Source organism: Mycobacterium kubicae (assembly GCF_015689175.1).
In the GTDB taxonomy this organism is placed as follows: domain Bacteria; phylum Actinomycetota; class Actinomycetes; order Mycobacteriales; family Mycobacteriaceae; genus Mycobacterium; species Mycobacterium kubicae.
Genome location: NZ_CP065047.1, coordinates 3,100,529 through 3,116,876 on the forward strand (window position 1 = coordinate 3,100,529; position 16,348 = coordinate 3,116,876).

General features: G+C 63.1%; 17 protein-coding genes. 10 read left to right on the forward strand and 7 right to left on the reverse strand.

Annotated elements, in window-relative coordinates; genetic code table 11:
* Positions 1–359: 359 nt before the first annotated feature.
* Positions 360–1,247, reverse strand: a complete 888-nt coding sequence (locus I2456_RS14575; RefSeq protein ID WP_085073068.1) for a DMT family transporter — start codon at positions 1,245–1,247, stop codon at positions 360–362.
* 109 nt (positions 1,248–1,356) lie between these two features.
* On the opposite strand from I2456_RS14575, the gene I2456_RS14580 reads away from it, so the two are divergent.
* From I2456_RS14580 to I2456_RS14600, 5 genes are all read left to right on the forward strand, one after another.
* The gene (locus tag I2456_RS14580) at positions 1,357–1,887 is read left to right on the forward strand and encodes a CGNR zinc finger domain-containing protein (protein ID WP_163703843.1); all 531 of its coding nucleotides are present in this window, start codon (positions 1,357–1,359) and stop codon (positions 1,885–1,887) included.
* Between the two features lie 264 nt (positions 1,888–2,151).
* A complete protein-coding gene (locus tag I2456_RS14585) occupies positions 2,152–2,679 on the forward strand; it encodes an SOUL family heme-binding protein (protein ID WP_390637827.1) in 528 nt (175 codons plus the stop codon).
* An 80-nt stretch (positions 2,680–2,759) separates the two neighbouring features.
* Entirely contained in the window at positions 2,760–3,626 is an 867-nt protein-coding gene (locus I2456_RS14590) for a GGDEF domain-containing protein (RefSeq protein WP_139823038.1), read from the forward strand.
* Positions 3,627–3,680: 54 nt separating this feature from the next.
* Complete coding sequence (locus I2456_RS14595) at positions 3,681–3,911, forward strand: deoxyribodipyrimidine photolyase (protein ID WP_068162456.1); 231 nt, start codon at positions 3,681–3,683, stop codon at positions 3,909–3,911.
* Positions 3,912–3,939: 28 nt separating this feature from the next.
* The gene (locus I2456_RS14600) at positions 3,940–4,182 is read left to right on the forward strand and encodes a hypothetical protein (protein ID WP_068162453.1); all 243 of its coding nucleotides are present in this window, start codon (positions 3,940–3,942) and stop codon (positions 4,180–4,182) included.
* A gap of 46 nt (positions 4,183–4,228) precedes the next feature.
* Here I2456_RS14600 and I2456_RS14605 read toward each other — a convergent pair whose 3' ends face one another.
* The 3 genes from I2456_RS14605 to I2456_RS14615 all read right to left on the reverse strand — a co-directional run bounded on the left by I2456_RS14605 (position 4,229) and on the right by I2456_RS14615 (position 6,891).
* On the reverse strand, positions 4,229–5,173 hold the full coding sequence (locus I2456_RS14605; protein WP_068162450.1) for a R2-like ligand-binding oxidase: 945 nt from the start codon (positions 5,171–5,173) through the stop codon (positions 4,229–4,231).
* On the reverse strand, positions 5,170–5,841 hold the full coding sequence (locus tag I2456_RS14610; protein ID WP_241007994.1) for an alpha/beta fold hydrolase: 672 nt from the start codon (positions 5,839–5,841) through the stop codon (positions 5,170–5,172). Before I2456_RS14610 ends, I2456_RS14605 begins: the two co-directional genes overlap by 4 nt.
* A gap of 186 nt (positions 5,842–6,027) precedes the next feature.
* Positions 6,028–6,891 carry a LysR family transcriptional regulator gene (locus I2456_RS14615; RefSeq protein WP_085073071.1) on the reverse strand — a complete coding sequence of 288 codons (864 nt, stop codon included), beginning with the start codon at positions 6,889–6,891 and terminating at the stop codon, positions 6,028–6,030.
* 454 nt (positions 6,892–7,345) lie between these two features.
* Between I2456_RS14615 and I2456_RS14620 the strand changes: the two genes are divergently transcribed.
* The 5 genes from I2456_RS14620 (at position 7,346) to I2456_RS14640 (ending at position 12,892) form a co-directional block, all read left to right on the forward strand.
* Complete coding sequence (locus tag I2456_RS14620) at positions 7,346–7,579, forward strand: hypothetical protein (protein WP_068033089.1); 234 nt, start codon at positions 7,346–7,348, stop codon at positions 7,577–7,579.
* 76 nt (positions 7,580–7,655) lie between these two features.
* Positions 7,656–8,264 carry a TetR family transcriptional regulator gene (locus tag I2456_RS14625; RefSeq protein ID WP_085073072.1) on the forward strand — a complete coding sequence of 203 codons (609 nt, stop codon included), beginning with the start codon at positions 7,656–7,658 and terminating at the stop codon, positions 8,262–8,264.
* A 253-nt stretch (positions 8,265–8,517) separates the two neighbouring features.
* Entirely contained in the window at positions 8,518–8,952 is a 435-nt protein-coding gene (locus I2456_RS14630) for an MmpS family transport accessory protein (protein ID WP_277395682.1), read from the forward strand.
* Positions 8,949–11,870, forward strand: a complete 2,922-nt coding sequence (locus I2456_RS14635; protein ID WP_085073073.1) for an MMPL/RND family transporter — start codon at positions 8,949–8,951, stop codon at positions 11,868–11,870. Before I2456_RS14630 ends, I2456_RS14635 begins: the two co-directional genes overlap by 4 nt.
* A gap of 218 nt (positions 11,871–12,088) precedes the next feature.
* Positions 12,089–12,892, forward strand: coding sequence for a GAF and ANTAR domain-containing protein (locus I2456_RS14640; RefSeq protein WP_068033081.1), 804 nt, complete (start codon positions 12,089–12,091; stop codon positions 12,890–12,892).
* Between the two features lie 16 nt (positions 12,893–12,908).
* Here the strand turns inward: I2456_RS14640 and I2456_RS14645 are convergent, their stop codons facing one another.
* From I2456_RS14645 to I2456_RS14655, 3 genes are read right to left on the reverse strand one after another with little or no spacing between them, the layout of a single operon-like run.
* A complete protein-coding gene (locus tag I2456_RS14645) occupies positions 12,909–13,775 on the reverse strand; it encodes a hypothetical protein (protein ID WP_085073074.1) in 867 nt (288 codons plus the stop codon).
* Between the two features lie 10 nt (positions 13,776–13,785).
* Positions 13,786–15,459 carry a tetratricopeptide repeat protein gene (locus I2456_RS14650; RefSeq protein WP_085073075.1) on the reverse strand — a complete coding sequence of 558 codons (1,674 nt, stop codon included), beginning with the start codon at positions 15,457–15,459 and terminating at the stop codon, positions 13,786–13,788.
* The gene (locus tag I2456_RS14655) at positions 15,456–16,346 is read right to left on the reverse strand and encodes an alpha/beta hydrolase fold domain-containing protein (protein ID WP_085073076.1); all 891 of its coding nucleotides are present in this window, start codon (positions 16,344–16,346) and stop codon (positions 15,456–15,458) included. The genes I2456_RS14650 and I2456_RS14655 overlap by 4 nt, the downstream gene beginning before the upstream one ends.
* Positions 16,347–16,348: the final 2 nt, after the last annotated feature.

The following is a 16,348-nucleotide window of genomic DNA, read 5'->3' on the forward strand; positions in this document are numbered from 1 at the left end:
CAGCCTGACCGCGATGCCTTAATCGTGACCAGGGGAAGCCTGCAGCATCCAACTTGACATAATGTCGCTTATCGGCATAAAGAGGTGCGGGCAGTTCGGTGAGCCCGCAAGGCGCCGACCCTAATTGATGTCCGCCCGCCGCACCGCCGCCTGTGCGCGCCGCGACGGTCCGCGTCCCGCAACCGGCGCGGAATTCTCCTCGCGGGCGGGCCGACCGGGTCGGCCTCTTGCGCGCGACACCGACTCGGGATCGCGCTCAGCGCGGTCATTTACAAACGGCCACGACTCTTGCCCAACCCCGGTGGCAGACCACTGATTCGTCACTGTGACGGAATGCTCGCCACACGTCGGCGTCGCGGTCACGGATCTCGCGGGCGCGTCGTCGCGACATAACTGGCGACGAGCACCACCGCGCAGCCGGTCAGCTGTAGCGGTGTCGGCCGCTCTCTGAGCACGAGTGCACCCAGCACGACGGCCCCAACTGGGGTCAAGAGGAGCAGCGCGGAACTGACGTCGCTGGGCAGACGCGGCGAACAGAACGCGACGAGCAGCCAGCCCAGCAGTTGTCCGGTCACTGTGACGAGGACCAGCCATCCGATCGACGACCACGCTGGCGTGAAGTCGACGCCATGCCACCACGGGCCCGTGGCGATCGCAACGACTGCCGCCGAAACCAGGACGATTCCATAGGTCTGCATCGGTTGACCCGCCTGTCCGCCACGGCGCAGCAAGAATAGAAAGCCCGAGTAACACAGTGCCGCAGCGATTGCGTGCACGGTGCCCCAAGCAGGGTTGCTTCCTCCGGCGCCACGCTGGAAGACACCGCCCGCCAACACCACGCCCGCCAGGATGACAGGCAGACACCACAAGAATCGCGGTCCGACACGTTCCCTGTCGACGAGCCAGGCCAGCAGCGGCACAAGCGCGATCTGGGTGTTCACCAATACTGTCGACAGGCCCGCACCCACCTCTCGTATCGATTGCGTCCACCAGAGCATGTCGCCAGCGAACAACACGCCGCAGCCCACACCCGCCAGATAGCCACGCACGCTGAGGGCGCCGTGGCGCCGTCGCTCCAGCCAAGCCAGCGCGCCCACCACTGGCAACGCGAACAGGCATCGAGCGGCGGTGGCAGTCGCCGGTGTGGTACTGGCCAGACCTAGCAGCACAGCCGATGCCGAAACACATAGGGCGCCGAGGGCCCCGCCGAGGTGCCATCGATAGTCGGCACGTTCGATGATCTCCATGTGGGAGTCGTATGTCCGCTTTGCCTAACAGGTAAACACGAATTTTGCTGTTAGGCTGAGCGTCATGGTTTCAGCCGCTGGTCATCTCGACATGCGCGGTGGACATCCCGTGGTCGACTTCGTCAACACCGTTGCCTGGCGCGGGGATTCGGCACGTCGAATTGACTACCTGGTGGAATATACGGACCTCGTGTCGTGGTGCCGGCACGCGAAGGTGTTGACCGTTGCGGAGGCCCGGCAATTGACAACCGCAGCACCGGCGGCCCAGCGCGCGCTCAATGACGGCAAGCGACTGCGCGAAGCGCTGCATGCGGCGTGGACCGATGGAAACGACCTCGATGAGGTGATCGCGACGATGTATCGAGCGGCGATGCGCGAAAGGCGCTTGCGGCTCGCCGACGACACGATCACGTGGACCGAGGATGAGCTGACGATCCGCACGCCTGTTTACCGGATCGCGGTGTCGGCCGTTGAGTTGTTAACTCGCACACCACGATCGCGGGTGAAGAGCTGCGACGACACGGTGTGCGGTTGGCTGTTCTTGGACAGCAGCCACCGCCAGAACCGACGCTGGTGCAGCGCGGCCGATTGCGGGAACCGAGAGCGCGCTCGCAGGCACTACCAACGCAACCGCCGGTAATTACGCGCCGGCCAGCGATTGATCTCCCCCTCCCCTTTTATCCCAGCCGGTCGTCAAATCGTCACAGTGACGAATGAGCTCCGTGCACACGAGACGCATAGACCACACACTTTGTGCTGTGTATGGTCTGTGCGTAGCCGGGTCGGATGGTCAACGGAGAGCGAGAGTGGACACCTGCGCGCACTAGGACAAATCGTTGAGGCGACCGCTTCCATCTTCGGCATCCGAAGCGGCACTGACGAGCCTCCGTACAGCTCTCAGTGGTTGCACGACGGCATCGAGGTTCGCAAGTACGGCGCCCGGATTGTCGCCCAAACAACGGTCAATGCAGACCAGGAGAAGGCCCGCAACATCGGTTTCCGCCGCCTCGCCGGTTATATATTCGGGGGCAATAACATCGCAATGACAGCTCCGGTTGCTCAACAACCTCGCGGCAACACAGGCGAGAAGATCCCGATGACAGCCCCTGTCGCGCAACGTGGCAGCGGTGACGGCGAGTGGCTCATTCAATTCTTCATGCCGGCGGAGAAAACGATGACTTCGTTACCCGAACCGAATGATCCGGCTGTCACCCTCGTCGAAGTGCCGCCCGAAACATATGCGGTGCGACGTTTCTCTGGTAGCCGCGACCCTGGGGCTATCGCCCGGCAAACCACATTGTTGCAACGGGCATTGCGCGACAACGGGATCACCGCGACTGCAACGCCGGTGACCTGGTTCTACGATCCGCCGTGGACCATTCCCTTGCTGCGTCGCAGCGAGATTGCCGTGCCGATCGACATCGCCGGCTAGCCGGGCAAGTGTCCTCCGAGTTAGACCCGCAACCATCAGCCAGGCGTTGGCACGCGATCGGACTGACAGCCTATCTGTCGATGCTTGCCCTCTATGCGGCCGCCGGATCCGCCGCCGCGCCGAGGCTGTACTGGATCCTGGGCGCCGCAGCGCTGCTCGCGGTCACCGTCGCGCTGGTAGGCCTGTGGCGCGGTTGGCAAGAACGCCGTGGACTGCTACTCGCCTGGCCGGTGGCCGCACTGTTGAGCACGATTTTGGCCGGCGCGGCTGACTCCCATGCCACCCGCGAGCTACCGGGCACCATCACGATCACCTTCGCCTATCTCGGCCTCACCTGCGGGCGCTGGCGCTCACTTGCCGTCGTACCACTCGGGGTTGCCGCGTTCGTCGTGGGCGGTGCGCTCCACCTGCCAGCTCAGGCGCCCAAGATCACTTTGGCCGCCGCCATGTGGGTCCTGGTTTCCGAAGTTCCGGCCTGGCTCATCTCGCGACTGGAAAGACAGAGCGCGCTGCTGCGCAAGATCGCCGAAACCGACGCCCTGACCTCGCTGCTGGACCGCAGCACTCTTGGCCCCATGCTGTCGAGGCACGCCAGCGGATCGGCTGTGGTGCTGATCGACCTCGACAACTTCAAGGGTTACAACGACAGCCACGGCCACGAAGCGGGTGACGAACTCCTCGTCGCCTTCGCCGATGCATTGCGTTCGTCGACGCGCAAGGACGACGCCGTCTTCCGGATCGGCGGTGACGAGGTCCTCTTGCTGCTGGTCGCCGCTGACCGCGCCGAGGCCGAGCAAGTTGTCGATCGGCTCCGCCGCCGCTGGACCGAGATCGGGTCATCGGTCGGCTTCAGCGCCGGCATTGCAACCGGCGAGCAGAACTTGATGCGCCTCGCCGACGAGCACATGTACGCCGCAAAACGCTCGCGCCGCCTACTTGCCGACTGATACCGCGTAGCGGCAAAGTTGTTCTCGTCAGGCGCACACATTTGAGGAGCTGCAATGCTGCATTACGTTCTCACCGCCGCACAGGAAAACCCGCAAGCGGCCGGCCTCATCCTAAGAGGCATCAAGGGCATTATCGTCGCGATCGGTAGCGTCATCGCCGCCATTGTCTGCGGTGTCATTGCCAGCATCAAAGGACGTAATCCACTGGGCTGGGGCCTTCTCGGACTGTTCTTCAGCATCCTGACACTTATCGTCATCACCATCTTGCCCAGCAAGAGGAAATGACGACCGCTTGGTGCGAACGGCCACAACCATGAGGAAACTCAAACTACTGCTTCTCGGCTTCGCGGTCATTGTCGTCATCGCCTTGCTGGCCTGGCCGGTCAAGAACGTGTGTCCCAAGGGCCCGTGCGGCACCGCGCCCGATGCCCAGGGCTATGTCCACCGGTACTACGAAGTGCAGCCACTCGGCGCGGTCGCGATTGAGACCATTACCAACCAGCACCTGCCCCTCTCTTATAGCTCCGGCCAGGTAGATGACCGAGCATCTCGGTGACCCACCAAAACGTCACAGCGACGAATTGCGTTGCGGCGGAGGCGCTTTACTGGTAGCCCGCACGTTCAGCAGCTAGGTCCTCGTCAGCGAATATGTTCTCGAGCTGCATTGGCGAGTAGTCGATATCGATGTCGCCAAGTGGGCGGTGGCGCGCGCTGCTGATGGTCCGGAACCGCCGCATCCCCTTGGCCGTGGAGTACTGGCGCAGCTCGTCCCCCGAGATACCGAAGGGTAGCGAATCACCGTGGAGGGCACGGACCTCTTTGTTGAGTTGCAAGACCAGTGGCATGAGTTCGTTCATCCGGCTTTCGAACACGGTCCAACAAGCATCGTCAGCCGCGACGTGCCGCCGGCAGGTGAACGTGCCCCATGCCATGTGGCGCCGCTCGTCGTCGCTGACGTGCTGAACCAGCCGTTGCATACCGGGGAAAATGCCGCGCTGCACGCAGATCTTGTGCCAGGCGTAGTAGCCGGTCAACGCCAGCATGCCTTCGATGATGTGGTTGTAGGTCGCCGACGCTCGGACTTGCGCGACCGGTGAGGGATCCACCGAAAGAGCGTGCAGTGACTCCGGAAGTTCTTCGTGAAAGATCTGCTGGTAGGTGGGCAACTCATCGAGGTAGCCGTGTAGGTCGTCGGTGAGGCCGACGGCGTCGAGCCACAAGCGAAATACCTGGGCGTGTTTGGCCTCCTCGAACGCGAATTGCGTCAGATACATCTCGTCGCCCAGGCGTCCTTCGGCCCGCACCGCGGCCATAAAGGGTTGGATGTCTTGGGTGACCGCTTCTTCCCCCGCTATGAATTCTGCACTTAGTCGGGTGGCGTAGTGGCGTTCGCGGTCGGACAGCTGCTCCCAGTCGGCGCGGTCGCGGGAGAGGTCGATACTGGCCGGATCCCAGAATTTGGCGTTGCCGGCGACGAAGAGCCGAAGCGGCAAGCTGTTCCAGTTGAGCCCACCAGCGGTCAGCGAGCCGAAACGTGTGCGCGTCATGGAAGTGACTCATCGCGCGCGGCTTCAATGAGTTTGTCGGCCAACAGATCCGGGTTCGTGAACATCAGTTCGTGTCCGCCCGGTGTTTCCAGTAACCGAAATGGGCCGACGCGGCTTGTCATTTGGGGATGCCATCCGCCGGGCATCGTGCAGTCGTCGGTGCCTACGAGGAAGGTTCGCGGCGTTCGCAGAGTATGAAACTTTGTCAAGTCGACGCGGTCGAGCACCGTTCGGCATGGTTCTGGCCACAGCTGCTGGTATGCCCATTGCGCCACCTCGAGATCGGCCTCCGGAATGAACCCGTTGCGCCAGACCTCGAATGGCAGCGTTATTGTGCCGTCGAAAGATTCGGCGAACCACTGGTTCAACGCCAAGCGGTAAATGGGCGGGTAGCCGTCGTATATCGACTCGCCGTCGTGAGGTACCACGGCAGCGTAGAAGACAAGCCGGCCAATACGCTCGGGGATCGCCTCGGCGACCTTGCAGATGACGGCGCCGCCGAGGCTATGGCCGACGAGGATAACGTCCGTCAGATCGCGGTCCACGATGTAATCGGCCAGGGACTGAGTGCACTGACCCAGACCTACTGTCGGGTCAGCGCCTTTGCCGCGGCCGGCGAGCGTGGGCGCTAACGCGGTATGTCCGTGCTGCTCTAAGCGTGCGATCACCCGCTCCCACGTGTTCCCGTCGTGAAATCCGCCATGGACGAGGACGTAGGTTCCCAATCAAGTGCTCCCAAATTGCTGTACTCATGCTCGTGCAACTGGCCGGCGGAATATGGATGTTAGCGACGCCAAAGATGTTGCGATAATACCTTTTTCGTTATAGCCATTACTAGGCTGCATGGGCATTTCTCAGGAGTGGCCCATAGCAGCGATCTGGTCGAGGAATGCCCGAGCGGCAGGACCTGCGCTGGCGCTGACGGCAACGGCGAGATTGCGAATGGTCCTGGGAACCAGCCTACGAACCGCGATCCCGCGGGGATGACCAATGAGAGCGGCGGCCGGCAGGATACTGACGCCCATTCCCGACCGAACAATTGCGAGGACCGCCGACATCCCGCTGGCCTCGAATGCGACGTCAAGCTCTACCCCAACCTGATTCGCTACCGCCATATAAATCTGCGCGCATCCACCGGTGGCACGGACGAAGGGCTCTCTGGCCAGCTCGACGTAGCTGATCTCGTCACGAGCGGCCAAGCGATGACCTGCGGGAACGACTGCCAACATGTCTTGGGCGGCCAGGAATGCAGTAGTGAGTCCTCTTGCGGGAAGGGAAATCACACCGGCATCGGCGGCGCCCTGGTCAAGCCAGTCGCGAATTTCGGGTTCGCTACCTTCCAGGACGCAGATCTCGACGCCTGGGTGCCGTTGGGAGAACTCGCGCAACTGAGGAGCGACGAGGACGTCGGTGGTGAACGGCAAGCTGGCTAGGCGGATGGTGCCTGTGATTCCTCCGCGCATCGCTGCGACTTCGGCATGCATTTCGTCCAAGTGCCGTAGGGCTTCCCGGGCATGCCGCGCAGTGCGCTTCCCCGCCTCGCTCAGCTGTACGCCATCGCGTTGGCGATGCAGCAAGGGCAAGCCCAGTTCCCTCTCCAGGCTAGCCACTGCGCGGCTCACCGCAGGTTGAGATAGTCGCAGCTTTCGGCTCGCCGAGGTGAAGCCGCCATGGTCCACAACGGCCAAAAAAGTCTTGAGCTGCAACACGGTTGGCACTGTTGCTCCAGTCAGGTCGGCATATCCGCGGCTCGAAAGGTCGCTGCCGCAAGCGACGTTCCTACCACCCGAACGATACCACTCATGTTATCGGTGAAAACCTATCTGTGATATCGTTGGAAAGACCATTGCCGCGGCTTGCCGCTTAGCGAGGCCGAGGCGAGAGCCTGTCGAAAGAGGTGGTAGACCGGTCTTGGCGGCTGTCCCGCATTGCTTCGCTGAGGCCTATCTCACACACAGTTGCCGGTTACTAAGTCCGCCGCGCGGGTATTCAGGGTCCCGCGTTGAGACTCAGCGCCCCTTGTCTTGCCGAATCGCCGCTCCAGAGTCGTGTCGGCGGTCGGCTTTCATCCCATGGCCAACACGCTTGGTTCGCCATGACCGCTTTCGCCGCCTCCTCGTGCGTTGCGACTGCGGACCCGCGAGGCCAAGCCACCACTGAAAGGTGACACCCATGATTCACGCCGTGCGCCCGCCTAGTCAGAGCCGCCTCACCACCGACGATGCGCTGGTCTTCCTCAAACGGCTGTCAGAGCAAGCCAAGACCCCCATTGTCGGGGTATCGCGCAGGCTGGCCGGACGGAACTCCGTGCACCCGGCGCCGAACGTGGCACCGCAGTGCCGGGCGCAGCTGAGCCAAGACATCGAACTTCGCCGTCAGATGATTCGGGAGGCCACGCGCTGTTGATCCGCCGCCGCCGATCGTTCGATCGCGAAGCGCAAGGATGACTGCAAAGTTTGCATTATGTGCAACTATGGAGGTTATGGCGAATCCCATGGGTCTTCGCGAGCGGCGACGGCGCCAGACCAGCGCCGATATCCGTGACGCCGCTGTACGCCTGGCCCGCGCACGCGGCTTCGATCGGGTGACCGTCGAGGAAATCTGTGCTGACGCCGGAATATCGCCGCGCACGTTCTTCAACTATTTCCCGAACAAAGAGTCGGCGATCGCCTACGGCCCTTCAGATATCCCGCCCGAGTTGGTTGCCCAATTCGTGGCGGCTGGACCCGCCCCGTACTCGGTGGTCTTAGCCGAACTGATCACCTTGGCGGCACACCATCTGCGTGACGTGCCGCCGGCGCGCGACCAAGCCGAGGGAATGCTCGAACTGGCCAAGACAACCCCGGCGGTGTTGGCGGCGTTCCTGGCGGACCTAGAGCGGTTCCAGAACCATCTCACCGACATCGTCGCACGTCGCCAAGGCATGAATCCTGACGAAGAAATACCCGCGCTGATCTCTGCGTTGGCCCTGACGGCTGTCCGTTCCGGCATCGAGAGTTGGACCAGCGGCAACCCGAAGGACGAAGACGACACGCCCATGCCCTATGTTGAGCGCGCCGCCGCCATCGTTCACAGCATCTTCACGGAGTGACCTAAAACACCGCGTCGAAAGTTGCATGATCTGCAAAATATGCACATCATGTACTAGTGCTCGGGCGGCGGTACTGGGAGTCCCTTCCGCAGTGCCATATCTCTGCCTTCCCAGCGCCTGAGTGCACACCACAGCGTGGGCCCAAAAGTCCAGCGCACCAGCAGTACTCGCTTCTTGTACCCGCCCAGACCGGGCCAGCGGAGGACGCCGCCGGCCGCACCAGCGCTGCGTGATGACGGAAGGAATCACCTAGGTGCAGATTTCGAGAGTTGTGCGCAACGCCTGGTTGCCGCTGCTGATCGTCGCCGTCGTGGTGGTCGGCGGCTTCGCCGTGGCCAGGGTTAAGTCGTTCTACGGCGCCGACAATGCCGACGCCTACGTCAGCACGAAGATCGATGACTCCAAGCCGTTCAAGCCCAAAGTCGTCAAGTACGAGATCTTCGGCTCGGCGGCGCGCGCCAACGTGAATTACTTGGATCTCAGCGCCGAGCACCAACGGGTGGACGGCGCTTCCCTGCCCTGGTCGCTGACCCTGAGTACCACCGCGCCCTCGGTCTTTCCGAATATCTCCGCGCAGAGCGACGGTAATTCCCTCGGTTGTCGCATCACCGTCGACGACGAAGTCAAAGCCGAGAACCTGACCAACGGCGTGCACGCCCTGACCTTCTGCTTGGTGAAATCAGCATGAGCACGACTTCTCACGACACGCAGGACGACGCGCGAACAAACCCCATCCCCGTCGCGAAGCACGCTGCGCGCTCGGGCATTCCACACTTTGTCCGCAAGTTCGCCGTACCGATCATCCTGGGCTGGATAGCGCTCATCGCGGTGCTCAACGTTGCCGTTCCGCAGCTGGACGAGGTCGGCAAGATGCGTTCGGTTTCCATGAGCCCCGACGACGCGCAATCGGTGATCGCGACCAAACGCGTGGGCGAGGTGTTCAAGGAATACAAGTCCAACAGCTCGGTGATGATCGTGTTGGAGGGCCAGAATCCGCTCGGCGCCGAGGCCCATGCCTTCTACGACCAGATGGTCAGGAAGCTGAACGCCGACACCAAACACGTTGAGCACGTGCAGGATTTCTGGAGCGATCCGCTAACCGGGTCGGGTGCGCAGAGCAACGACGGCAAAGCTGCGTACGTGCAGGTCTACCTCTCCGGTAACCAGGGCGAGGCGCTGGCCAACGAGTCCGTCGAGGCCGTCCAACAAATCGTCAAAAGCGTGCCGGCGCCCTACGGGGTGAAGGCCTACGTCACCGGCCCCGCGGCACTGTCGGCAGACCAGAACATCGCGGGCGACCGCAGCCTGCAAGTGATCGAAACGGTCACCTTTGCAGTGATTATCGCGATGCTGCTGTTGGTCTACCGATCAATAGTCACGGTGCTGCTCACGCTGGCAATGGTGGTGTTCGAGCTGGCCGCCGCCCGCGGTGTCGTCGCCTTCCTCGGCTACCACGAGATCATCAAGCTCTCGACATTCGCCACCAACCTGTTGGTCACGCTGGCCATCGCGGCCGCCACCGACTACGCCATCTTCCTCATTGGCCGATATCAGGAAGCCCGGGCTGTCGGGGAATCTCGAGAAGACGCCTACTACACCATGTTTGGCGGCACCGCTCACGTGGTGCTGGGGTCCGGCCTGACCATCGCCGGAGCGACGTTCTGCCTGCACTTCACCAACCTGCCGTATTTCCAAACACTGGGTATCCCGCTTGCCATCGGCATGGTGGTTGTCGTACTGGCGGCGCTGACGCTGGGGCCCGCGGTGATTGCGGTGGCATCCAGATTCCGTCAAACACTCGAACCCAAGCGCACGCAGCGCATCCGCGGGTGGCGCAAGGTCGGCGCTGCAGTTGTCCGCTGGCCGGGCCCGATCCTCGTCGTGACCATCGGCATCGCGCTGGTCGGCTTGCTCACCTTGCCGGGGTACCGCACCAACTACAACGACCGCAACTACCTGCCCGCCGACCTACCGGCGAACGCGGGTTATGCGGCCGCGGACAGACACTTCTCGAAGGCTCGGATGAACCCCGAGATGCTGATGATCGAAAGTGACCACGACCTGCGGAACTCGGCGGACTTCCTGGTGATCGACAAGATCGCCAAACAGATCTTCCGGGTGCCCGGGATCAGCCGGGTCCAAGCGATTACCCGCCCTCAGGGCACCCCGATCGAGCACACCTCGATCCCGTTCCAGATCAGCATGCAAGGCGTCTCCCAGCAGATGACCCAGAAGTATCAAGAAGACCAGATGGCCGACATGCTGCATCAGGCCGACGACATGCAGACGACGATCGACAGCATGGTCGAGATGCAGAGCATCACCTCCCAGATGGCCGGCGACATGCACCTGATGGTCACCAAGATGAAGTCGATGACGATCGATATTGCCGAATTGCGGGATCACATGGCCGATTTCGAAGACTTCTTCCGTCCCATCCGCAGCTACTTCTACTGGGAGAAGCACTGCTTCGACATCCCGGTGTGCTGGTCGCTGCGGTCGGTCTTCGACGCGTTGGACGGCATCGACACGATGACCGACGACATCCAGACTCTGATCCCTGTCATGGAGCACCTCGACACGCTGATGCCGCGGATGACCGCGCTGATGCCCGAGATGATCCAGAACATGAAGAACATGAAAACCACGATGCTGACCATGTATTCGACCCAGAAGGGAATGCTGGATCAGCAACGTGAGGCCCAGCAGAACTCCTCGGCCATGGGCAAGGCATTCGACGCTTCCAAGAACGACGACTCGTTCTACCTGCCACCGGAGACGTTCAACAACCCCGAGTTCAAGCGCGGGATGAAGAACTTCATCTCCCCCGACGGCCACGCGGTGCGTTTCATCATCAGCCATGACGGCGATCCGATGACGCCAGAAGGCATCGCACACATCGAAGCCATCAAGAAGGCCACATACGAGGCCCTCAAAGGCACGCCGCTGGAGGGCTCCAAGATCTACCTCGGCGGGACCGCAGCCACCTTCAAGGACATGCAGGACGGCAGCAACTACGACCTGTTGATCGCCGGCATCGCATCCATGTGCCTGATCTTCATCATCATGCTGATCATCACGCGCAGCGTCGTGGCCTCGGCGGTCATCGTCGGCACGGTATTGCTATCGCTCGGAGCATCTTTCGGGCTGTCGGTGCTGATCTGGCAGCACCTGATGGGCATCGAACTGCACTGGATGGTGCTGGCGATGTCGGTGATCATCCTGCTCGCCGTCGGCGCCGACTACAACTTGCTCCTGGTGTCCCGGTTCAAAGAAGAAATCCACGCCGGCTTGAACACCGGCATCATTCGCTCCATGGGTGGCACCGGGTCGGTGGTCACGTCAGCCGGCTTGGTGTTCGCCTTCACCATGATGACCATGGCGGTCAGCGAGTTGACCGTCATCGGTCAGGTCGGCACCACGATCGGGCTTGGCTTGTTGTTCGACACGCTGATCGTGCGGTCGCTCATGACGCCGTCCATCGCGGCACTGCTGGGCAAGTGGTTCTGGTGGCCGCAACGAGTTCGCCAGCGCCCGAAGCCCTCACCGTGGCCGGACCCGACCAAGGAGCCGACCAAAGCGGACCAATCGTTGGTGACCACCTGAGAGTGATCCCCCGCATCCGTTAGTTTGGCTCGGCTTTCGCCGGGTACTGGGCTGGGGATCGGGCGTTCAGACTCAGCGCTTCGCGACTCCCCCGCGTTCCCGACGAGTTCTGACCTCCCGCATAGTTCGGCATTGTCGCCTTGAGAGTGCGGGTGCGCTTGGCGTTTCCGGCGCTGTCAGATCGTCGCTCAACGCCATCAATGAGCAGGAGACGACCATTGATCGACGCCCGCGGCACCACTACTCACCTGCAGATCGCCGAGCAAACCCGTGCCATCTGTGAGCGCCACCCCGACGACGTCAGCGCCATCGTGCACGAGCTTGCCGGCACCGCCGTGCCGAGCATTCCCGGCGCCCAATACGCCAGCATCACCGTCGTTCGCCGGCGCGGTCAGCTGCAGACAACCGGCGACGCCGGGGCCTATCCAACACTGCTGCACATCGCGCAGATCCGGCACCGGCAAGGCCCGTGCGTGGACGCCGCTCGTAGCCGCAGCGTCGTGCACGCCGACGACCTCACTTCCGACAGGCGGTGGCCGCTCTACCGGCGTGACGCCGTGGAGATGACGCCGATACGGTCGCTGTTGGCCGTGCCGTTGATTTCCGACCAATTGATGCTGGGCCTTCTCAACCTGTTTGCTGACCAGCCAGGGGCTTTCAGCACTGACGCCGTGGACATCGCCCGCTTCTACGCCATTCAGGCGGCGCTAGCGTGGGCCACCGCACGCACGAAGGAACAGTTCCGCCGCGCTCTTGGCTCCCGCGACGTCATCGGCCAGGCCAAAGGCATCTTGATGGAACGCTACGACGTCACCGCCGATGATGCCTTCGCTCTCCTCAAGCGACTATCCGAGGAATCGAAGATCCCAGTCGCCGAAGTATCGCGCCGGATGGCCAGCAAGCAACACGGACCGCACACCGTCGCACCCGCGCACACGACGGCAGGTTCGCCTCGCCTGGCGCATCTCGGGCGCGACATCGCGGAGCGACGTCAAATGATCCGCGACGCCACCCGTTGCTGAACTCCCAGAGGTCGGGTCAATTCAGGACATCGAGGATCGCCGCGGCCGAGGTTATCGGCTTATCCCCGTTTCCCTCGTCGTGCAACAGCATGCGAACTCCGACCCGTCCGGCGCCGCCGGCATGGGCGGTGCCTTCAACCCGGAACGGGCCGGTCTTGCCGCGTGCCATAAACATCACGTGCCAATTGATGACCTGCAATTTTCTGGTCCCGGCCAGATCGGCGGCAAGGTCGGTCGCCGCGGTCTCGAGGACCACGTGTTGCGGGCCGATGTGCAATGCCGCATCAGGGGACGCGAATTCGACGCTTAGTGGGGGCAGCACCCAATGCCCGTCGGCTCGCTTGGCGGCGCCAAAGGCCGCCCATAGTGGCGGCAACTCGGGCGAGTCCTCGATCACCAGTTCCGTGCCGGCAACGTCCATCCGGTCCAACCCACCGGGCGGAACGCCGATGATGGCGCCCTGGCCCTCGTTGAACGCGATCACCCGGTCCGGATTGTCAGCGTCCACGATCTTGCATCGCCCGTAGCCCATGGTGCGGCCCTGATGCACGATGCCCGAGTCGACGATCGCAATCCTGCTGACGTCATGGCCTGGGTCGATGATCTGCACCGAGGCGATCACGGGATTCGGCACCGCGACCATGTCGGTCTGACATCCTTCGGGCGACGAAATAGCAAGAGGCGCAACCATGAGGCCGCCAGCCTCGTTGCGCATATCGCGGCGGATGACGACGGTGTCGTCGGCGTCCCCCAGGTTCATCGACGAATGCTTACGTCCGATGTACCGGTAACTGAGTAGGCCGGTCCAACGTCGATACAACTCGTCGCGGTACGCCGCGGAGTCGTTGGTCAGCTCCCGGATGTCTCGCAGCTCGTCGCCCACTCAAACCAAGCTACGCGCCGGCCGCCACCTCGAGCCGGCATGCACATGAGGCGCGGACGGGCACGTCAGCACGGGCCGCGGTGAGCGCCAGTTGCTGCCCGATGATCACCGCTTCCTCGGTGCGGCCCAGCCGTCGTAGGCATTCGTGATACCCGTGCAGGCTCCACACGTTCCCAGGATGTTGACAAGCCCGGGCCAGTGTCGGGTCCAAACCGAGATCCGCGGCATATACCTCGGCCGCCTCGTGCACGTGGCCCTGCTCCAGCAGCAGCGCGCCATACGCATGGCGGGTGGGCTGCATCCAGCCCCAGGGCTCGTCATAAGGCAACCCGTCGTCAAGCTCTACCGCGCGTCTCAGGTGACCGAACGCCTCGGCGAATGAGCCTGCACGATAATCGATCTCGCCGTCCAGCATGGCCGCGGCGACCGCGAGGATGTCGCGGCTGCTGTTGTTGAACAAGTATCGCGAGTCCGGTATCCGGTCGTAAGCCTCGCCGAACGCATCCCGCTCGGCGCGCGCCTGCGCGAGCTGACCGGTGGCCGCCAACGCGATGCCGCGTCCGTAGTGGATCGTCGCCGCGGTGGTGCAGTACAAGTCCAGATCCCGTGGCAACGGTTGCGCGATCAACTCGTCCCAGCGGCCGAACCGCACCAACACGTGGGTGCGCAGCGGCACAAACGATTCGAGCCAGTCCGCCATCGGTGGTGATTCGATTGACAACAGCTCGTCGGTCAGCTGGCCGGCGAGTTCCTCGGCGGCCTGCAACGCGACCTGGGATTGCCCTTGAAACATTGCCGAATACACAATGAAGTGCAAGTCATGCGCCCGGTACAGCGAGTAGAAATTAAGCGGGCCCGCCCGGTCGACGAACCGCCGATCCGCTTGTACCGCAGCTTGATTCGCCGCGACCGCACTGCGGTAGTCCCCGCACAGCACGTCGATGTGGCTCGGCATGTGCTCAAGGTGCCCGGCGTCGGGCACCATGCCCCGCAACAAGTCTGCGGCCGGCAACGCGATCTCGGGCGTTACCGACATCTCCATGGCGTGGATATACAAATGCAGGATCCCGGGATGGGCACGGCCCGCAGGCCCGGCCAGCGCCTCCTCGAGAATCCGCTTGGCCTGCATCACCCGCGAGCCCGCCGCCGGTTGGCCCGTGGTGGTATCCCACAGCGCCCACGCGGTGACATTGACCAGTGCGTCGGCGGCCAGTGCCTGCACGTCGACGTCGCAGGGATGTTCAGCCGAGAGCACCGTCATCGCGTCGGCGTAGGCCGCTTGACCAGCCCGTAAAGCATCGGTGTCATCCGGATCATGAGTGGGGAATCGGGCCCGAAGGGCTGTGATCATCCCACGCTCGACTGGGTTGGCCCGCCCCTGCTCGGCCAGGTCGAGTTCGGCGTGAGCTCGCGCCAGTGATGCGGAAAGGTCGACCGGATCGAACGCCTCCCACGCTTTGTTGTAGTTGGGTCCAACCGAATAAGCGATTCCCCAATGCGCTACGGCGAGTTCGGAATCCGCCTGCAACGCCCGCTCAAAGCAACGGACCGCTTCTTCATGGTTGAAGGCGTAGGCCCACACCATGCCGCGGTCGAACCACAGTTGTGCGGTGCTGGAATCGGTTTCGACCGGACGGTGATAGGAACCGAGGTCGAAATACTGATCGTCGGCAGCCAGAGTCATACCTTCAGCTCCTCGACGATGACAGCTCGCGCGGCGCGGCCTTCCGGGGTGGGCATGAGTGGATACACATGCAACAGCCCCGGTTCTTCGTGGAATTCGACGCTGACGCCTGCGGCGCGGGTCTGTTCAGCAAGCACGTGTGCGTCGGGGTTGAGAAGATCGCGGGTACCGGTGAAGATGGTCAGCGGCCCGAGTCCGGCCAGGTCGGCGGCCAGCGGAGCGACCCGGAGATCGGTCAACGGCAGATCTGCCCGCCATCGCTCGGCGAACACCCGTAGCGCATCTCGTCCCAGCCATGGATCGGTAGGCTCAACCGCCGCGATGTCGGGGTTGCTGAGCGACAGGTCGACCACCGGCGAAATGAGGATCGTCCGTGGCAGCACCGCCCCATGGTCGTCACGCAACAGCAACGCTGCGGACAAGGCGATCTGACCGCCTGCGGAATCCCCCGTCAAGCACACCGGGCCGCCGCCGGACACCTGGTCGGCCACCAGGTCGACGACGGCCGGCACCACTTGCGCGGCCGTGGCGAACGGCACCAACGGATATATCGGGACAATGACCGTTGCCTGCGCTTCGGCGGCGATCTGAGCAACCAAATGCCAATGCTGCGGGGTGATTTCATTGACCCAGGCGCCGCCGTGCAGATAGACGACTGCGCGCCGCGGCGAAGCGGTTCTCGGCGTCAAGGTGTAGATCGGCCAGCTCCCGCGGCGCTGCACCGCAACGGCCACGTCGGTTCGCAGCTTGGCCGGCGGGCCATACGGTTGTGGGCGCAAGGCACGTTGGTCGATATGCTCCTGTGCGCTTTGTGCGTTCTGGTACGCGCGCGTGCGGCCGGTGAACCGCAGAAGTACGGGCAGCGCCCGGCTCGCCCAACTGGTCAACG

Excerpts from the sequence above, each read along its gene's own strand:
- I2456_RS14625 (WP_085073072.1), top strand. The coding sequence starts at position 7,656 with ATGGCGAATCCCATGGGTCTTCGCGAGCGGCGACGGCGCCAGACCAGC.
- I2456_RS14575 (WP_085073068.1), bottom strand. The coding sequence starts at position 1,247 with ATGGAGATCATCGAACGTGCCGACTATCGATGGCACCTCGGCGGGGCC.
- I2456_RS14620 (WP_068033089.1), top strand. The coding sequence starts at position 7,346 with ATGATTCACGCCGTGCGCCCGCCTAGTCAGAGCCGCCTCACCACCGAC.
- I2456_RS14650 (WP_085073075.1), bottom strand. The coding sequence starts at position 15,459 with ATGACTCTGGCTGCCGACGATCAGTATTTCGACCTCGGTTCCTATCAC.
- I2456_RS14595 (WP_068162456.1), top strand. The coding sequence starts at position 3,681 with ATGCTGCATTACGTTCTCACCGCCGCACAGGAAAACCCGCAAGCGGCC.
- I2456_RS14605 (WP_068162450.1), bottom strand. The coding sequence starts at position 5,173 with ATGACGCGCACACGTTTCGGCTCGCTGACCGCTGGTGGGCTCAACTGG.
- I2456_RS14590 (WP_139823038.1), top strand. The coding sequence starts at position 2,760 with ATGCTTGCCCTCTATGCGGCCGCCGGATCCGCCGCCGCGCCGAGGCTG.
- I2456_RS14635 (WP_085073073.1), top strand. The coding sequence starts at position 8,949 with ATGAGCACGACTTCTCACGACACGCAGGACGACGCGCGAACAAACCCC.
- I2456_RS14600 (WP_068162453.1), top strand. The coding sequence starts at position 3,940 with ATGAGGAAACTCAAACTACTGCTTCTCGGCTTCGCGGTCATTGTCGTC.